This window comes from Methylophaga nitratireducenticrescens (assembly GCF_000260985.4).
Taxonomy (GTDB): Bacteria; Pseudomonadota; Gammaproteobacteria; order Nitrosococcales; family Methylophagaceae; genus Methylophaga; species Methylophaga nitratireducenticrescens.
On sequence record NC_017857.3, the window covers coordinates 1,014,192 to 1,030,663 of the forward strand.

The following is a 16,472-nucleotide window of genomic DNA, read 5'->3' on the forward strand; positions in this document are numbered from 1 at the left end:
TTAATCCGGATACCCATAAAATTTTTCATCAAGCCAAATCCTGACTTTATTCTAGAATCTACTTTAACTTCCGATGCCAGTTTTTTGATAAGAAATAAGTCCTCATTTTTACATTGATCGGCTTTCTCCCCACTTTCATGAAATTACGCTAAGTCCTTGTCGTAAAAAGAGGATTTTCTTAATTTTGATGCTTGACTTCATTTTGTGGCACTCCTATAGTGTCGGAAAGTGGGGAAAAGTGGATCTTTGTGGATCTCTAAATTTGAGGACAGGTAGTGTTTCGAGGCGTAGCAACTTTTAATCTGGATGCAAAAGGACGGATGGCCATACCAGCCAAGTTCCGTAAGCATCTTGATGTCTGTTGCGAGGGCCGTTTAGTTATCACCATTGACCATTCCGACCACTGTTTACAGCTTTACCCATTGCCAGAATGGGAAGCTGTTGAACAAAAACTATCTGCGCTACCAAGTTTGAACCCACAGGTTCGTCGACTCAAACGTATGCTGTTGGGATATGCCACTGAGTGTGAAATGGATAGCAATGGACGCATCCTATTGCCAGCAAAGCTTCGTGAATTCGCAGGTTTAGATAAAAATATCGTGATGATTGGTCAGGGAAATAAGTTTGAGCTGTGGGACGAACAAAGCTGGAATACATTGATGGATGCATGTCTTCAAGAAGACTTTGACGCAATACTGCCAGCCGAACTCGAAACGCTGTCGATATAGGGCGGGGTCATGACAAACCAACTCCCAACACATCAACCGGTCCTTCTTAAAGAGACCGTCGAGGGGCTGTTTATTCAGCCTGACGGTATTTATGTGGATGCCACTTTTGGTCGTGGTGGTCACTCTCGCGCCATTCTGCAACAGCTCTCAGCCAATGGCCGTTTGTTAGGATTGGATCGTGATCCAACTGCAGTGGAAGCTGGTCAGGCATTGGCGAAAACGGATTCCCGCTTTGCGATTGAGCACTGTGCTTTCTCTGAACTTTCAACGGTTATCCATTCACGGCTCTGGCAGGGAAAGGTAAACGGTATATTGATGGATATCGGTGTGTCTTCACCACAGCTTGATGAGGCTGAACGTGGCTTCAGTTTTCAACATGATGGCCCATTGGATATGCGGATGGATCCGACATTCGGCATGAGTGCTGCCGAGTGGCTTGCCAGTGCGGAAATGAATGAAATTGCTACTGTGATTAAAACGCTGGGTGAAGAACGCTACGGTAAGCGTATTGCTTCCGCTATCGTGGAAACACGTGAACACACTCCTATTACCACCACAAAACAGTTGGCTGACTTAGTGGATAAAGCGAGTCCGACTCGCGATAAATTCAAGCATCCGGCGACGCGTACTTTCCAGGCCATTCGTATTTTTATCAATAGCGAGCTGGAAGAGTTAACCAGTGCACTGGAACAGGCACTGGAAGTCCTGGCTGTGGGCGGTAGATTGGTCGTTATCAGTTTTCACTCGCTGGAAGATCGCATCGTCAAACGTTTTTTTCGCGACCAGGCGAAAGGTGATGATTTGCCCGCACATTTTCCAGTGACAGCGGATCAATTAAATCCTCGTCTTAGAATTATCGGCAAGGCCATCAAAGCGGATGCAGCGGAGTTATCGGTGAATGTTCGCTCTCGCAGTGCAGTATTACGTGTGGCGGAGAAACTGGCATGATCTGGCCAATGTTTTTCGAACATATCCGTATTGATTTGCCTGTGCTTGTCATGACTTTATTAGTGCTGGTCTCATCCGTTGCAGTGGTCTATACCAAGCATGCGGGGCGTAGCGAATTTGTTGCACTGCAGCAATTGGAAAACAGACGTGATCAATTGAATGAAGATTGGGGAAAATTGTTACTGGAACAGAGCACATGGGCCAGTCCAGCCAGAGTTGAACAACAGTCTCGTACCCGCCTGAATATGCAGGTACCCAGCAATGAACAAACCGTGGTGGTCAAACCATGAGTCGGCGCAAGCAAAACGGTTTTCAGCAAACCGGTAGCTGGCGGCTGAATCTGGTCAGACTATCCTTTATTCTGATTGGCCTGGGCCTGTTATGGCGACTGGTGGATATTCAGGTATTGAATCCGGATTTTCTGCGTAATCAGGGCGATGCCCGCCATCTGCGCAATGTTCCTATTGTGGCCCATCGGGGAATGATTCTGGATCGTCATGGCGAACCTTTGGCGATTAGTACGCCAGTTCATTCTGTCTGGTTAAACCCACAGGTAACGGATGCAGAAGATCCTAAGCTGACCAAATTAGCTTCTATTCTGGGCATCGATGCCAATAATATTCGTGAACGGATTTATCAGAACCCTGAACGTGAATTTCTTTATTTAAGACGTCGGGTCAAACCGGAAATATCGGATCAGGTAAAACAGTTAAAACTTGGTGGCGTTTCGCTGCAACGTGAATACAAACGCTATTACCCCACAGGTGAAGTTACAGCTCATGTGGTGGGCTTTACCAATATTGATGACGTTGGTCAGGAAGGTTTGGAACTCACTTATGAGCCTTTACTGACCGGTGTACCCGGACTGCGTCGCATGGTGCGGGATAGTAAAGGTAATTTTGTTGGTGGTGGCGATCCTATTCGCCCGGCAAAAGCTGGCGAAAACATCCAGTTAAGTATCGATTTGCGTTTGCAGTATCTGAGCTACAACGCTTTGAAAAATGCTGTGGAAAAGAATGGGGCAAAATCAGGATCAGCCGTTATTCTTGATGTACAGACCGGTGAAGTTCTGGCGATGGTGAACCAACCTGCGTTTAATCCGAACAACCGCTACGGTGTCAGTTCTAACGATTTACGTAATCGGGCTGTCACCGATTTATTTGAACCGGGTTCAACGGTGAAACCATTCACTATTGTCAGTGGATTGAAATCGGGAAAATTTGATCTCGATACGATGATCAATACGCACCCCGGTACCTTTAGAGTGAGTGGGCATACTATTCGTGATTTTCGTGATTACGGTATCATCGATCTGGCTACCTCGATTCAAAAATCAAGCAATGTCGCGGCCAGTAAAATTGCTCTGGAATTAGACCCTATGGACCTATGGCAGGATTTTGCCAGTTTTGGTATGGGCGTTGATAGTGGTGCTTATTTTCCTGGCGAGGCGATGGGACGTTTACCTGATCCAAGATCATGGCGCACTCTTGATCGTGCCACGTTAGCCTATGGTTATGGCCTGGCCACCAATACATTACAACTTGCCAGAGCCTATACCATTATTGGCAATGGCGGCATCATGCGTGACGTCACCTTTATCAAGCAGGATAAAACACCCAAGGGGCGTCGCGTATTTTCTAAAGACTTGATGGAAACCGTTCGCGGCATGATGGAATTGGTCGTGCTTCCAGGTGGGACAGCCCAGCGGGCGGCAGTACCAAATTATAGTGTTGCCGCAAAAACCGGCACTGTTAAAAAAGCTATGGCGGGCGGGTATACCGAGAGTGAGTATCAATCACTGTTTGCTGGTTTGATACCGGCCAAAAATCCTCGCTTGGCAATGGTGGTGGTGATTGATGAACCAACAGGCGAAGAGTATTACGGTGGTGCAGTAGCCGCACCGGTATTTGCTGATGTCATGGTGGGTGCCATGCGATTACTGAATATTGCACCTGATGCACTTCCGCAAACGCAATTACAGGTGGCGCATCAATGAACTATCAAATGCGTCTTATTGATTTAATGCAGCTTGTGGATAGTGACACGGTGTCGACAACAGTGGTCACCGGCCTCAGTCTGGATAGCCGTCGACTCAAGTCAGGAGATTTGTTTTTTGCCTTAGCTACGGATTTAGAAATCCGAGCCCAACATATCAAGCAGGCAGCTACAGCCGAAATTGCAGCTGTTTGCTATTCAGCAGAAGCACCTTTGAACCCGGAGCAGAGAAAAAATCTGCAAAAACGGCAAATAGAGATGGTTGCTGTTGATGATTTAAAGGAGCAAACCGCTCGCCTGGCCGCGGCATTCTATCAATATCCTTCTGCAACGATGACTGTGATAGCGGTAACCGGTACCAATGGTAAAACCTCTGTCACCCAGTTTATCGCTCAGGCACTGGAAAACGCCGGTCAACCTTGTGGTGTGATAGGAACATTGGGCAGTGGAAGAATAACTGAGATAAAAGATCACGGCATGACCACGCCGGATCCCGTCCGTTTACAAGCAATGCTTGCCGAAATGCGTGACAGTGGAATTCGGTACGTCGCTGTTGAAGCATCCTCACATGCTTTGGAACAGGGACGACTGAATTTTGTGGATATTAACTATGCCGTATTGACCAATTTAAGTCGGGATCATCTTGATTATCACCAGAATATGGAAGAATACGCGGCGGCAAAACAACGTTTATTTGATTTTGCGTCACTAGAGGCTGCAGTAGTAAATGCTGACGATGACTTTGGTCAGCAGATATTGTCTTTACTCAATAACAATCAGATTACCAGTGTGGAGTATAGCTGCCGCAATTCCAAAGCCAGCCTGTTTGCCAGTGATATTCAGCCGACAACGAATGGTTTGCAATTCAATTTACATAATGCACAGCAAACATTGGCCATTCAAACCCGGTTACTGGGCAGATTCAATGTCGAAAATCTATTGGCAACCGCCGGTGTACTTGCGTTAGTTGGTTGGTCAACGAGTGAAATTGCAGACGGATTAAATCAATTAACCAGTGTAAATGGACGTATGCAACTGTTGGCGAGCAGTCTGCAGCCGTCAGTCGTGATTGATTTTGCCCATACCCCGGACGCATTGGAAAAAGCCTTGCTGGGCATGCGTCAGCATATGGATAGCAGTTCAAAACTCTGGTGTGTATTTGGTTGTGGCGGTGAGCGCGACAAAGGCAAACGGCCATTGATGGGGAAAACCGTCAGTGAGTTGGCCGACAAACTGGTCGTTACCGATGACAATCCGCGTGGTGAGAAAAGTATGGAAATCATCGAGCAGATCCTGACTGGTTGCCACAAGCAAGCAGATATTCATATTGAAGCCGATAGAAAGCTAGCGATCGAATACGCCATTATCGATTCAGCTCTTGATGACATGGTCCTTATCGCCGGAAAAGGCCATGAACAATTTCAGGAAGTGGCTGGCGTAAAAACACCTTTTAATGATAACGAGATAGCGATGCAGGCCATACAAAAACGTCACTCAGCAACAAGGGTAACCTTATGACCACTATTCATCTGAGCAAAATTGCTGAGCAACTGAACGCCGAGTTACAAGGCGAGGATGCCGTGATGACAGGCAGCAAGATTGATAGCCGTCAGATTGAAAACGGTGATTTGTTTGTTGCCCTGTCCGGCGAGAATATGGATGGCCATGATTTTATAGAACAGGCACGTTTGGCGGGTGCAAGTGGTGCATTAGTTAATCGGTATATTGCCAATGAACTGCCTCAGATTGTGGTTGAGGATGTCACCAAAGCCTATGGAGCTATTGCGAGACTATGGCGGGAAAACAGTCATGCAAAAGTTGTCGCGGTAACAGGGAGTAACGGTAAAACCACGCTTAAGGAAATGATTTCATCCATTCTGGCGCAATGCGGCAATGTTTTGGCTACAAAAGGAAATCTGAATAATAATCTTGGGGTTCCGCTGACCCTGACACGCCTTAATGATAGCTACGATTATGCGGTTATCGAAATGGGCGCTAATCATTCAGGTGAAATCGCCACGCTGGTTGCCATGGCTGAGCCGGATGTGGCTGTAATCAATAATGTCGGCGCAGCTCATCTGGAAGGTTTTGGTTCATTGCAGGGTGTGGCTGAAGCAAAAGGTGAAATCTATGCCGGCCTGAAAGCGGATGGTATTGGCGTGATCAATGCGGATATGCCTTATGGTGATTTATGGAAACATATGCTTGGAGCCCGTCAACGAATCAGTTTCGGCCTGCAGCAACCAGCCGATATTGCTGCATTAGACCTACAACTGTCGATTACCGGGTGCCATTTTATGGTGAGATTGGATGATGTTTGCCATTTTATTGTTTTACCCCTTCCGGGCATCCATAACGTCAGTAATGCTTTAGCAGCAATTGCGGTTTGTTCAGCGCTAAACATTGAGCCGGAAGCAATTGTTAAAGGTTTGGCTGCAATCAAAGCTGTTCCACATCGCTTGCAGTTACGCGAAGCGGTTAATAACGCATTAGTGATTGATGATACCTACAATGCCAATCCCGGATCGTTTCGTCAGGCCCTGCATACCTTGATGCAGTTCCCAGGGGAACATTGGCTGGTGCTGGGTGATTTCGGCGAGCTCGGACCGGAGAGTACTACCATTCATCAACAGTTAGGTCGTGATGCGCTGGCAGCTGGTGTGAAACGGTTGTTTACCATTGGGCAGCAAAGCCAGCTGGCCTCGGCAGAGTTTGCTGATAATGCACAGCATTTCAATGAGCTGTCAGAGTTGGAAGCGGAATTGAAAAATGCCCTGAATAAAGATGTGGCGTGCTTGATTAAAGGCTCACGCTTTATGAAGCTGGATAAGCTGGCGGATGCACTGGCCGTTGGAGGAGAAGCCTGATGCTGTTAATACTGAGTGACTATCTGAGCCAGTATTACACCGGCTTTAATGTCTTTCAATATCTGACATTACGGGCCATTTTAGGGGTAATGACCGCATTGGGAATTGCCTTGATTGTTGGTCCTACGATGATTCGGCATCTCAGTTTCAGACAGATTGGCCAGGTGGTCAGAAATGACGGACCTGAATCCCATATCAGTAAAACAGGTACGCCCACGATGGGCGGATCTTTAATACTGGTTGCAATTGCCGTCAGTACCCTACTGTGGGCTGATCTGACAAATCGTTACGTTTGGGTTGTGTTACTGGTCACGCTGCTGTTTGGCACAATTGGTTTTGTTGATGATTACATCAAGCTGGTTCGTCAGGATCCCAAGGGACTATTGAGCCGTTATAAATATTTCTGGCAATCAGTCGTCGGTTTGGGGGCAGCCATATTTCTGTATATGACTGTACAGACACCCGCTGAAACGCAGCTCATCGTGCCATTTTTTAAAGAAATCATTATCCCTCTGGGTGCATGGTATCTACTGGTGGTCTATTTGGTCATAGTTGGCAGCAGTAATGCTGTGAATCTGACAGATGGCCTCGATGGTTTAGCGATTATGCCTACGGTAATGGTTGCGGCAGCTTTAGGGTTATTCAGTTATGTTGCAGGGCACTTTGAGTTTGCCCATTATCTGCAAATTCCACATATCCCTGGGGCCGGTGAATTAACCGTATTCTGTGCCGCAATGGTGGGTGCCGGATTGGGATTCCTCTGGTTTAACACCTATCCCGCTCAGGTATTTATGGGGGATGTCGGTGCACTGGCATTAGGTGCCGCTTTGGGGACCGTAGCCGTTCTGGTTCGTCAGGAATTGGTATTGCTGATTATGGGCGGGGTATTTGTCATTGAAACTCTGTCAGTAATGATTCAGGTGGCTTCCTATAAATTACGTGGCAAGCGAGTGTTCCTGATGGCACCAATTCATCATCACTATGAATTAAAAGGCTGGCCTGAACCCCGCATTATTGTTCGATTTTGGATCATCACCGTATTTCTGGTGCTGGTCGGTTTAGCGACGTTGAAAATACGATGACAGCAGAATTACAGCAACATAGTTCTCATTACAGCCTGATCATTGGACTTGGGCAGACAGGATTGTCATGCGCGCGTTTTTTATTGCAGCAGGGTAATGCTGTGGCGGTAATTGATAGCAGTGAAAAACCTGCCTGTCTGAATGCACTGCAAAAAGACTATCCGGAAGTTGTGGTGAAAACAGGTGGTATCCCTGCCGATTGGTTAATGCGAGCTGACAGCATTGTCTTGAGCCCTGGCGTTGATCCGCGTTTACCTCAGATCAGACAGGCCGCTGAAGCCGGTATCGAGATTATTGGTGATATTGAGTTATTTGCCCGTCATGCCAACGCCCCCATCATTGCCATTACCGGTTCGAATGGCAAAAGTACCGTCACAACCTTAGTCGGTTTAATGGCACAAAGGGCTGATAAAAAAGTCGCTGTTGGCGGTAATCTTGGTACACCGGCATTGGACTTGCTGACTGATCCTGCTCCAGATTTCTATGTGCTTGAGTTATCCAGTTTTCAGATGGAAACAGTGCATTCTATGAATGCATTTGCTTCAGTGATACTCAATGTCAGCCCCGATCATCTGGATCGCTATGATTCCATCGAAGATTACCAACGTGCTAAACAAAAGGTTTATCACGGTACGGGAGTCATGGTGATAAATCGAGATGATCCTATTGTTTCTGCAATGGCGGTAGCTGGACGGGATCAGCTTGGTTTCAGTCTGCATGAATCAACCGGATATGAATTTGGTGTCCTGACCCAGAGGGGACATCTCTGGCTGGCTGAAGGCGATACGCCGTTAATGCTGGTCAGCGATATGAAAATTGCCGGTAGCCATAATATTGCCAATGCATTGGCAGCATTAGCTCTGGGCTCTGTAATGGGCCTGCCGATGGATGCCATGTTAAAAGCCTTAAAAGAATTCAAAGGGCTGCCACATCGCTGTCGGTTTGTACGCGAATTACACGGAGTACGCTGGTTTAATGATTCTAAAGCCACTAACGTTGGCGCCAGTATCGCTGCAATAGAGGGTCTTGCTGAGAATGGCAAGATTGTTTTGATTGCGGGTGGTGTAGGCAAAGGACAGAATTTTGCGCCGTTAAGCCCTATCCTGAATAACTATGTCTGCACTATCGTATTGATTGGTCAATCTGCTGAAGAATTAGCCAGACATGTACCGGAAACAGTTCAGATCCATTTTGCAGCAGATATGAAATCTGCGGTTCAGGCGGCAAATAATTCTGCACAAACGGGTCAGCAAGTACTGTTGTCGCCTGCCTGCGCAAGTTTTGATCAGTTTGCTAATTACGCTGATCGTGGCGACCACTTTGAGCAAGCTGTGAGGGAGTTGGCGGCATGAGTCGTGTAAGCACCTACTTCGATTCAAAGCTTTTAATGGCCACATTGGCCTTGCTATTGATTGGTCTGATTATGGTGTGTTCAGCTTCCATTACCATTGCTGAAAACAAAACCGGGCAACCGTTATATTTCTTTATCAGGCAACTGGCGTTTGCTGGGCTCGGATTGTTTTTTGCCTGGTGTGTGATGTCGATAAGATTGTCGCATTGGCAGCAAATGGCTCCGATGTTGTTGATGGTTGGTGTTGGTTTACTGGTATTGGTTTTGATTCCTGGTATCGGCCGAGAAGTGAACGGTAGTTCACGCTGGTTACCCTTGGGGCCGGTCAATCTTCAGGTAGCTGAACTGATTAAATTGTTTGCCATTATTTATGTGGCGGACTATCTGCAACGCCATCATGGACAACTGAACACGTCGTTACTAAAAGTCTTGTCTCCATTACTGCTGTTGAGCGTAGCAGCTGTATTACTGTTGTTGCAGCCCGATATGGGCTCCATCGTCGTCATTTTGTCCACCGTGCTGGTGATGATGTTTCTGGGCGGTGCCAGATTAGACGTATTTATTGGCTTGATCGCCATTCTGGCAGGGTTGTTTACCCTGATGGTCTGGGTGGCACCTTACCGTCTGCAACGCCTGCAAAGTTTTATGGATCCATGGGCCGATCCGTTTGGTAGCGGTTTCCAGTTAACACAAGCACTAATTGCATTTGGTCGGGGAGATTGGCTTGGAGTGGGCTTAGGCAGCAGCATGCAAAAACTGTTTTATCTGCCTGAAGCACATACTGACTTTTTATTCTCGATTCTGGCAGAAGAGCTAGGGTTAATAGGTGCTGTGGCAGTCATCGCTTTGTTTCTGATCATGATTTGGCGAGCATTGGCGATAGGCCGTGCTGCAGAAGAAGCAGGTCAATTATTCGGCGCACAAATCGCCTATGGCATTTCGGTGTGGCTGGGGTTACAGGCTTGCGTCAATATAGGCGTCAATATGGGTGTGTTTCCCACGAAAGGCCTTACATTGCCATTGATGAGTTATGGCGGTAGTAGTCTGGTAATCGTTTGTATCGCGATTGGTCTGTTATTACGAGTGGATCTGGAAACCCGTCAACCTGAAAAAGCATCAGCGAGGGTCAAACGATGACTCGCGTATTAATTATGGCAGGTGGTACTGGCGGACATGTTTTTCCAGCATTAGCCGTGGCCGAAGAATTGCGTACTCGTTCGGTCGATGTTGAGTGGATTGGCACAGAGCGTGGTATTGAATCTCGGTTGGTACCAGCAGCTGCTTTCAAACTAAATTTAATTCCGATTAAAGGCTTACGTGGTAATGGCATTTTCGGTTGGCTGGTAGCACCGTTCAGAATTTTACGTGCAGTACTCGAATCCAGAAAAGTGATTAAACGGTTTCAGCCTGATGTGGTGATCGGCCTCGGAGGTTTTGCTTCAGGCCCAGGTGGCCTAGCAGCATGGCTCTCCGGCAAACCTTTATTGATACATGAACAAAATGCTATTGCCGGCATGACGAATCGCTTACTGGCAAAAATTGCCAAGCAGGTTTTACAGGGATTTGAAAACAGTTTTGTCAGCAGCAAAAAAACTAGATGGGTTGGCAATCCGGTAAGAAAAGAAATTGAACAGTTACCTGAGCCACAGATTCGTTATCAGGCAAGGGCTCAGAAACCCTTAAAATTGTTGGTGTTAGGAGGCAGCCTGGGAGCAAAAAGTTTAAATCAGGTTGTACCGCAGACGCTGGCACTACTTGGAAAAGAACACATAGTTAACGTCCTTCATCAATGTGGTGAAAAGCATTTGGCTGACTGTCAGCATGCCTATGAACAGGCAGGTGTTTCGGGAACTGTCACCCAGTTTATTGACGATATGTCGAAAGCCTATGGCGAGGCAGATTTGATTATTTGCCGGGCAGGTGCACTAACCGTGGCCGAAGTCGCGGCAACAGGTATCGCAGCAATTCTGGTGCCGTATCCGTATGCAGTAGATGACCACCAGACTCACAATGCACAGGCATTAAAAGACGCAGGTGCTGCATTACTGATAGCCGACTCAGCACTTAACGCAGAAGATCTGGCAGCAGTAATACGGCCATTACTAGAAAACCGAAAACAATTGGAACAAATGGCAATACAGGCAAGAACATTGGCAAACCCCGGAACAGCAATTCAGATAGCAGATATCTGTCTGGAGTGGGCACATGGCTAAATTAACCTCAGCAATGCAAAGTCGGGTCAAACATATCCATTTCATCGGTATTGGTGGCGTGGGAATGGGCGGTATTGCCGAAGTACTGCTCAATCTGGGCTACCAGGTCAGTGGTTCGGATTTGAATGAGAACAGTTTGATTCAGCACCTGCGTCAGCTTGGGGCCAACATCATGATTGGTCATGACGCGGCATACCTGAAAGGTGCTGATGTGGTGGTGGTAACAACCGCAGTGAGCGCTGACAATGTTGAAGTCATGGCAGCGCGTGAACAACGTATTCCAGTGGTGCCTCGTGCCGAGATGCTGGCTGAATTAATGCGTTTCAGCTATGGCATTGCCGTGGCGGGTACGCATGGCAAAACCACTACAACCAGCTTAACAGCTGCATTGTTAAGTGAAGGCGAGTTGGATCCAACGTTTGTGATCGGTGGTCGATTGAACAGTGCGGGCTCCAATGCGAGATTAGGTACCGGACGTTATTTAGTCGCTGAAGCAGATGAAAGTGATGCATCCTTTTTATATCTGCAGCCGATGATCGCCATTGTGACCAATATTGATGACGATCATATGGCGACCTACGAAGGGGATTTTGAAAAGCTCAAAGCTACCTTTATCGAATTTCTGCATCACTTGCCATTCTACGGTCTTGCAGTGTTATGCATTGATGATGAAGAGGTTCAGAGCATATTGCCTGAAGTGACGCGGCCAATTACAACCTATGGTCAGGATGAACGTGCCGATTTTCGAATCAGTGATCTGCAGCAATACCAGGGGCAAAGTGAGTTTACTGTCAGTGAAGCTCAAAGCGGCGTGCACTATCAGATTCGATTAAATATGCCCGGTCTGCACAATGCGCTCAATGCGACCGCTGCTTTAGCCGTTGCCCGTAATTTAGGTGTAGACGTGGCCGCTTGCCAACGCGCGCTATTGAAGTTTGATGGTGTTGGCAGACGCTTCAATATTCTTGGAGAGAAAGCTATTGGCGAGGGGCAGGTACTACTGGTAGATGATTACGGTCATCATCCTACAGAAATTGCGGCGACAGTTGCTGCCAGCCGGGGTGGCTGGCCGGATCGTCGTTTAGTGGTCGTTTTCCAGCCGCATCGTTATACCCGAACACGTGATCTGTTCGAAGATTTTGCCCGTGTGCTGTCAACGATAGATGTTTTGGTTGTACTGGAAGTTTACCCGGCAGGCGAAAATAAAATTGCAGGTGCTGATGCGCGCAGTTTATGTCGTGCCATAAGATTGCGTGGACAGGTCGAACCGGTATTTGTGGAAGATAAACAAGCCTTGTTTTCTGTACTTCCAGGATTATTAAAGGATCAGGATCTATTGCTTACCCTTGGAGCGGGTGATATCGGAACCATCGCTAAAGAGTTGGAACAACAACTTGAGGAGATGAGCTAATGGTCTCGATGTTTACCGATTTGCAAGGCGAATTGAAAATAAATGAGCCGTTATCTCAGCATACTTCATGGCGAGTTGGCGGAATAGCACAGCGTTTTTACCAGCCAAAAGATAAAAATGATCTGGCAACTTTTTTACGCCAGTTGCCAGCTAATGAACCCTTATTATGGTTAGGATTGGGTAGCAACCTATTAATACGCGATGGTGGTTTTTCTGGCACGGTTATCAGTACGGCCGGAACCATGCAGACGCTGGATATAGACGGTCAAAGAGTTACTGCAGAAGTAGGTGTTTACTGCAGCAAAGTCGCCAAACAATCTGCTAAACAGGGGTTAAGTGGTGCCGCCTTTCTGGCTGGTATTCCCGGTACATTTGGTGGTGCATTGGCGATGAATGCAGGTGCGCATGGCTGGGAAACCTGGCAGCTGGTGAAAGAGGCCACCACAGTTACGCGTCAGGGCGAGTTGAAAAAGCGTCCTGCCACTGACTTTAACGTTGCCTATCGTCATGTCGAACTGCCGGAAAAAGAATGGTTTGTCTCTGCCACACTGGAACTACAGGTAGGTGATGCAGAAGCTGAAACAACCCTAATCAAACAGCTCCTGAAAAAACGCAATGATAGCCAACCGACTAATCAACCTTGTGCCGGTTCAGTATTTCGTAATCCACAAGGCGATTACGCCGGCCGCTTAATCGAACAATGCGGTTTGAAAGGCTTGCGAGTTGGCGGAGCAAGTGTGTCGCCAAAACATGCCAACTTTATTGTCAATGACGGAGCTGCCAGTGCGGCTGATATTGAGGGTTTGATTAATTTAGTTAGACAACGTGTAGAAGCAGAGACAAAAGTGCGATTGATCCCCGAAGTTCACATTATCGGAGAGCACGCATGAGTGAAATAAATATGACTCCACAAAGTTTTGGTCGGGTTGCCGTGTTGATGGGTGGACGTTCAGCAGAACGTGAGATTTCGTTGAAAAGTGGCCGTGCGGTATTGGCTGCTTTACAGTCACTCGGTGTCGATGCTGTTGGGCTGGATGTAGATAAAACGGTCAGTGAACGTATACATCAGGATAAATTTGATCGGGCATTTATTATTCTGCATGGCCGCGGCGGTGAGGATGGTGAAATTCAGGGTGTTTTGCAGTCATTGCAAATTCCTTATACCGGTAGCGGCATTACCGGTGCGGTACTGTCAATGAATAAACGTTTGAGCAAACAGATTTGGCAAAGTCAGGGTTTACCAACACCAAAATATGTGCGCTTAAATCGACAGTCCACTCCACAGCAAATCGTTGAAGAATTGGGTTTACCGCTCGTCATCAAGCCGGTCAACGAAGGTTCAAGCATCGGTATGAGTAAGGTGACATCAGTCGAAGCGCTGCAGCAAGCCATTAGTCTTGCGTTTGACTATGACGATGAAGTTATCGCTGAGCAATGGGTGCATGGCGCGGAATACACGGTAAGTATTTTAAACGGAGAAGCGCTGCCGGTTATTCGATTAACAACACCCAGAGAATTTTACGATTTTGAAGCCAAGTATCTGGCGAATTCAACCGAATATTTGTGTCCGTGTGGTTTGAGTGACGCTGATGAAAAACGCTGTCAGCAATTGGCAATCACCGCTTTCCATGCGCTCAACATGTCTGGGTGGGGACGTATCGATGTTATGGCAGATCAGCAAGGTGATTTTTACTTGCTGGAAGCGAATAGCGTGCCCGGTATGACCGACCATAGTTTGGTGCCCATGTCAGCTCGTCAGGCTGGAATCAGTTTTGAAAATCTGGTTGGGCAAATATTAAAGAGCAGTCTGGAGGACAAACGTTGATGGCTATCAGACAACGTCCAAAAGCAGGAGCAACGCGCACCCGTGTGGTGAAACCACGTGAACAAATGAACTGGCAAAGTAACTTGCGAAATGTCAGTACTGTGTTGGTGCTGTTGATACTGATTGTCGGTATCGTTTATGTAAACAACACAGATACTCTGCCGATTCAGCACGTTACGGTGGAAGGTGAATTAGTCAATACTGATAAAAAGGACTTGATTGAGGCGGTAACCCCATATGTGACTGGTAGCTTCCTCGATGTAAACGTGGCAGGAATTCGTGCGGCAGGTGAAGCACTTCCCTGGGTCTCACAAATACAGGTAAGACGTGTCTGGCCGGATACCTTGCATTTAATGGTCAATGAGCATCAGGCGATTGCACGGTGGAATGAAGATGGTCTGGTCAATACCCGTGGTCACGTATTTTATCCTGAGAGCGGAAAAATGCCTGTCGGACTTATTCAGTTATTTGGGCCTGAAGGTAACAGTGAGTTGATGTCTCGGCAACTGGTAACCATTCAGCAGTCTGTGGATTCGCTGGGATTAAGAGTGAAAAGCCTGACCATGGATGAGCGCCGTTCATGGCAGGTGAAATTTACAGATGATATGCAGCTGCAACTGGGCCGTGCGGCAAGTGAACAGCGATTAGCCAGATTTATTCGAGTCTTTAAAGGCCCGTTGGCCAGTTATCGTGATCAAATCAAAATTGTAGATATGCGCTATACCAACGGACTGGCAGTTGTATGGAAAACCGGTAAGCAACCTGATTTTAATGGAATTGTGTAATGTCGAAACGAATTGAAAGAGAACTGATTGTCGGACTGGATATCGGCACTTCCAAAGTGGTAGCGATCGTGGCAGCCCCGATTCTGGATGCCGGTCCCAATGACAACAAACTGGAAATTATCGGCATCGGATCACACCCTGCCAGAGGCATGAAAAAAGGGGTAGTGGTCAATATTGAATCTACAGTGCAATCCATTCAGCGTGCGGTAGAAGAAGCCGAGTTGATGGCTGGATGCCAGATCCACTCTGTATTTGCCGGGATTGCCGGAAGTCATATTCGTAGTCTGAACTCACATGGCACCGTTGCCATTCGGGATAAGGAAGTGACACAGGGCGATTTGGATCGGGTACTGGATGCGGCTCGGGCGGTGCATTTCCCGGGCGACCAGCAATTGCTACATGTATTGCCTCAGGAATTCATTATCGATAACCAGGAAGGTATTCGTGAACCTATCGGCATGTCAGGGGTTCGACTGGAAGCCAAAGTGCATCTGATTACCGGGGCGGTCAGTGCTGCCCAAAACATCACCAAATGTATCGAGCGATGTGGACTGATTGTTGATGGAATCATATTGGAACAAATGGCTTCCAGCTACTCGGTACTGGAACAGGATGAAAAAGAACTGGGAGTATGCCTGGTCGATATTGGCGGCGGTACAACTGATATTGCCGTGTTTATTGATGGTGCCATACGTCATACCGCAGTGATTCCGATTGCTGGCGATCAGGTTACAAATGACATCGCGGTGGCGTTACGTACGCCGACCCAGTATGCCGAAGAAATCAAAATCAAATATGCCTGTGCCCTGACTCAACTGGCACGGGAAGATGAAACCATTGAAGTGCCAAGTGTTGGAGACAGACCGCCTCGTCAACTGGCGAGACAGACATTGGCCGAAGTAGTTGAGCCACGTTATGAAGAATTACTAATGCTGGTACAGGCTGAACTGCGTCGCAGTGGCTTTGAAGAAATGTTAGCTGCCGGGGTGGTATTGACCGGTGGCAGTGCAAAAATGGAAGGCGCAATTGAACTGGCTGAAGAAGTCTTTCATCTGCCGGTAAGACTTGGTGTGCCACAGCATGTTGGTGGTTTAGTTGATGTAGTACGTAATCCAATCCACGCCACAGGTGTGGGTTTATTACTGTTTGGAAATGAACAAGTGAGTACCGGTCACAGTGAGTCTGTGATGTCGGATGGTTTTAAAGGAATGTTTGCCAGAATGAAAAGTTGGTTTCAGGGCAATTTCTGAGCAAGCCTTGTTAGTAA

Annotated in this window: 15 protein-coding genes; all 15 read left to right on the plus strand. The window is 47.3% G+C overall.

Features of this window, described 5'->3' with window-relative positions:
* Window positions 1–275: 275 nt before the first annotated feature.
* From mraZ to ftsA, 15 genes are read left to right on the plus strand one after another with little or no spacing between them, the layout of a single operon-like run.
* Complete coding sequence (gene mraZ / locus Q7A_RS04885) at window positions 276–728, plus strand: division/cell wall cluster transcriptional repressor MraZ (protein WP_014706224.1); 453 nt, start codon at window positions 276–278, stop codon at window positions 726–728.
* A 9-nt stretch (window positions 729–737) separates the two neighbouring features.
* Entirely contained in the window at window positions 738–1,676 is a 939-nt protein-coding gene (gene rsmH / locus Q7A_RS04890) for a 16S rRNA (cytosine(1402)-N(4))-methyltransferase RsmH (protein ID WP_014706225.1), read from the plus strand.
* Window positions 1,673–1,966 (plus strand): cell division protein FtsL, encoded by a 294-nt coding sequence (gene ftsL / locus Q7A_RS04895; RefSeq protein ID WP_014706226.1) that lies wholly within the window; start codon window positions 1,673–1,675, stop codon window positions 1,964–1,966. The genes rsmH and ftsL overlap by 4 nt, the downstream gene beginning before the upstream one ends.
* Entirely contained in the window at window positions 1,963–3,672 is a 1,710-nt protein-coding gene (locus tag Q7A_RS04900) for a peptidoglycan D,D-transpeptidase FtsI family protein (RefSeq protein ID WP_014706227.1), read from the plus strand. The genes ftsL and Q7A_RS04900 overlap by 4 nt, the downstream gene beginning before the upstream one ends.
* Window positions 3,669–5,189: a UDP-N-acetylmuramoyl-L-alanyl-D-glutamate--2,6-diaminopimelate ligase gene (locus tag Q7A_RS04905; RefSeq protein ID WP_014706228.1), complete on the plus strand. Its 1,521-nt coding sequence runs from the start codon at window positions 3,669–3,671 to the stop codon at window positions 5,187–5,189. The genes Q7A_RS04900 and Q7A_RS04905 overlap by 4 nt, the downstream gene beginning before the upstream one ends.
* Entirely contained in the window at window positions 5,186–6,538 is a 1,353-nt protein-coding gene (locus Q7A_RS04910) for a UDP-N-acetylmuramoyl-tripeptide--D-alanyl-D-alanine ligase (RefSeq protein WP_014706229.1), read from the plus strand. The genes Q7A_RS04905 and Q7A_RS04910 overlap by 4 nt, the downstream gene beginning before the upstream one ends.
* Window positions 6,538–7,620, plus strand: a complete 1,083-nt coding sequence (gene mraY / locus Q7A_RS04915; RefSeq protein WP_014706230.1) for a phospho-N-acetylmuramoyl-pentapeptide-transferase — start codon at window positions 6,538–6,540, stop codon at window positions 7,618–7,620. The genes Q7A_RS04910 and mraY overlap by 1 nt, the downstream gene beginning before the upstream one ends.
* The gene (gene murD / locus Q7A_RS04920) at window positions 7,617–8,972 is read left to right on the plus strand and encodes a UDP-N-acetylmuramoyl-L-alanine--D-glutamate ligase (RefSeq protein WP_014706231.1); all 1,356 of its coding nucleotides are present in this window, start codon (window positions 7,617–7,619) and stop codon (window positions 8,970–8,972) included. Before mraY ends, murD begins: the two co-directional genes overlap by 4 nt.
* Entirely contained in the window at window positions 8,969–10,108 is a 1,140-nt protein-coding gene (ftsW, locus tag Q7A_RS04925) for a putative lipid II flippase FtsW (protein ID WP_014706232.1), read from the plus strand. The genes murD and ftsW overlap by 4 nt, the downstream gene beginning before the upstream one ends.
* On the plus strand, window positions 10,105–11,184 hold the full coding sequence (murG, locus tag Q7A_RS04930; RefSeq protein WP_014706233.1) for an undecaprenyldiphospho-muramoylpentapeptide beta-N-acetylglucosaminyltransferase: 1,080 nt from the start codon (window positions 10,105–10,107) through the stop codon (window positions 11,182–11,184). Before ftsW ends, murG begins: the two co-directional genes overlap by 4 nt.
* The gene (gene murC / locus Q7A_RS04935; RefSeq protein WP_014706234.1) at window positions 11,177–12,595 is read left to right on the plus strand and encodes a UDP-N-acetylmuramate--L-alanine ligase; all 1,419 of its coding nucleotides are present in this window, start codon (window positions 11,177–11,179) and stop codon (window positions 12,593–12,595) included. Before murG ends, murC begins: the two co-directional genes overlap by 8 nt.
* Complete coding sequence (gene murB, locus Q7A_RS04940; RefSeq protein ID WP_014706235.1) at window positions 12,595–13,485, plus strand: UDP-N-acetylmuramate dehydrogenase; 891 nt, start codon at window positions 12,595–12,597, stop codon at window positions 13,483–13,485. The genes murC and murB overlap by 1 nt, the downstream gene beginning before the upstream one ends.
* On the plus strand, window positions 13,482–14,420 hold the full coding sequence (locus Q7A_RS04945) for a D-alanine--D-alanine ligase (protein ID WP_014706236.1): 939 nt from the start codon (window positions 13,482–13,484) through the stop codon (window positions 14,418–14,420). Before murB ends, Q7A_RS04945 begins: the two co-directional genes overlap by 4 nt.
* The gene (locus Q7A_RS04950; RefSeq protein ID WP_014706237.1) at window positions 14,420–15,205 is read left to right on the plus strand and encodes a cell division protein FtsQ/DivIB; all 786 of its coding nucleotides are present in this window, start codon (window positions 14,420–14,422) and stop codon (window positions 15,203–15,205) included. The genes Q7A_RS04945 and Q7A_RS04950 overlap by 1 nt, the downstream gene beginning before the upstream one ends.
* The gene (gene ftsA, locus Q7A_RS04955; protein ID WP_014706238.1) at window positions 15,205–16,455 is read left to right on the plus strand and encodes a cell division protein FtsA; all 1,251 of its coding nucleotides are present in this window, start codon (window positions 15,205–15,207) and stop codon (window positions 16,453–16,455) included. The genes Q7A_RS04950 and ftsA overlap by 1 nt, the downstream gene beginning before the upstream one ends.
* Window positions 16,456–16,472 lie beyond the last annotated feature (17 nt).

Bases quoted from the DNA above. Each gene is read 5' to 3' on its own strand.
- rsmH (WP_014706225.1), top strand. From the start codon at position 738: ATGACAAACCAACTCCCAACACATCAACCGGTCCTTCTTAAAGAGACC.
- ftsL (WP_014706226.1), top strand. From the start codon at position 1,673: ATGATCTGGCCAATGTTTTTCGAACATATCCGTATTGATTTGCCTGTG.
- Q7A_RS04900 (WP_014706227.1), top strand. From the start codon at position 1,963: ATGAGTCGGCGCAAGCAAAACGGTTTTCAGCAAACCGGTAGCTGGCGG.
- Q7A_RS04905 (WP_014706228.1), top strand. From the start codon at position 3,669: ATGAACTATCAAATGCGTCTTATTGATTTAATGCAGCTTGTGGATAGT.
- Q7A_RS04910 (WP_014706229.1), top strand. From the start codon at position 5,186: ATGACCACTATTCATCTGAGCAAAATTGCTGAGCAACTGAACGCCGAG.
- mraY (WP_014706230.1), top strand. From the start codon at position 6,538: ATGCTGTTAATACTGAGTGACTATCTGAGCCAGTATTACACCGGCTTT.
- murD (WP_014706231.1), top strand. From the start codon at position 7,617: ATGACAGCAGAATTACAGCAACATAGTTCTCATTACAGCCTGATCATT.
- ftsW (WP_014706232.1), top strand. From the start codon at position 8,969: ATGAGTCGTGTAAGCACCTACTTCGATTCAAAGCTTTTAATGGCCACA.
- murG (WP_014706233.1), top strand. From the start codon at position 10,105: ATGACTCGCGTATTAATTATGGCAGGTGGTACTGGCGGACATGTTTTT.
- murC (WP_014706234.1), top strand. From the start codon at position 11,177: ATGGCTAAATTAACCTCAGCAATGCAAAGTCGGGTCAAACATATCCAT.
- murB (WP_014706235.1), top strand. From the start codon at position 12,595: ATGGTCTCGATGTTTACCGATTTGCAAGGCGAATTGAAAATAAATGAG.
- Q7A_RS04945 (WP_014706236.1), top strand. From the start codon at position 13,482: ATGAGTGAAATAAATATGACTCCACAAAGTTTTGGTCGGGTTGCCGTG.
- Q7A_RS04950 (WP_014706237.1), top strand. From the start codon at position 14,420: ATGGCTATCAGACAACGTCCAAAAGCAGGAGCAACGCGCACCCGTGTG.
- ftsA (WP_014706238.1), top strand. From the start codon at position 15,205: ATGTCGAAACGAATTGAAAGAGAACTGATTGTCGGACTGGATATCGGC.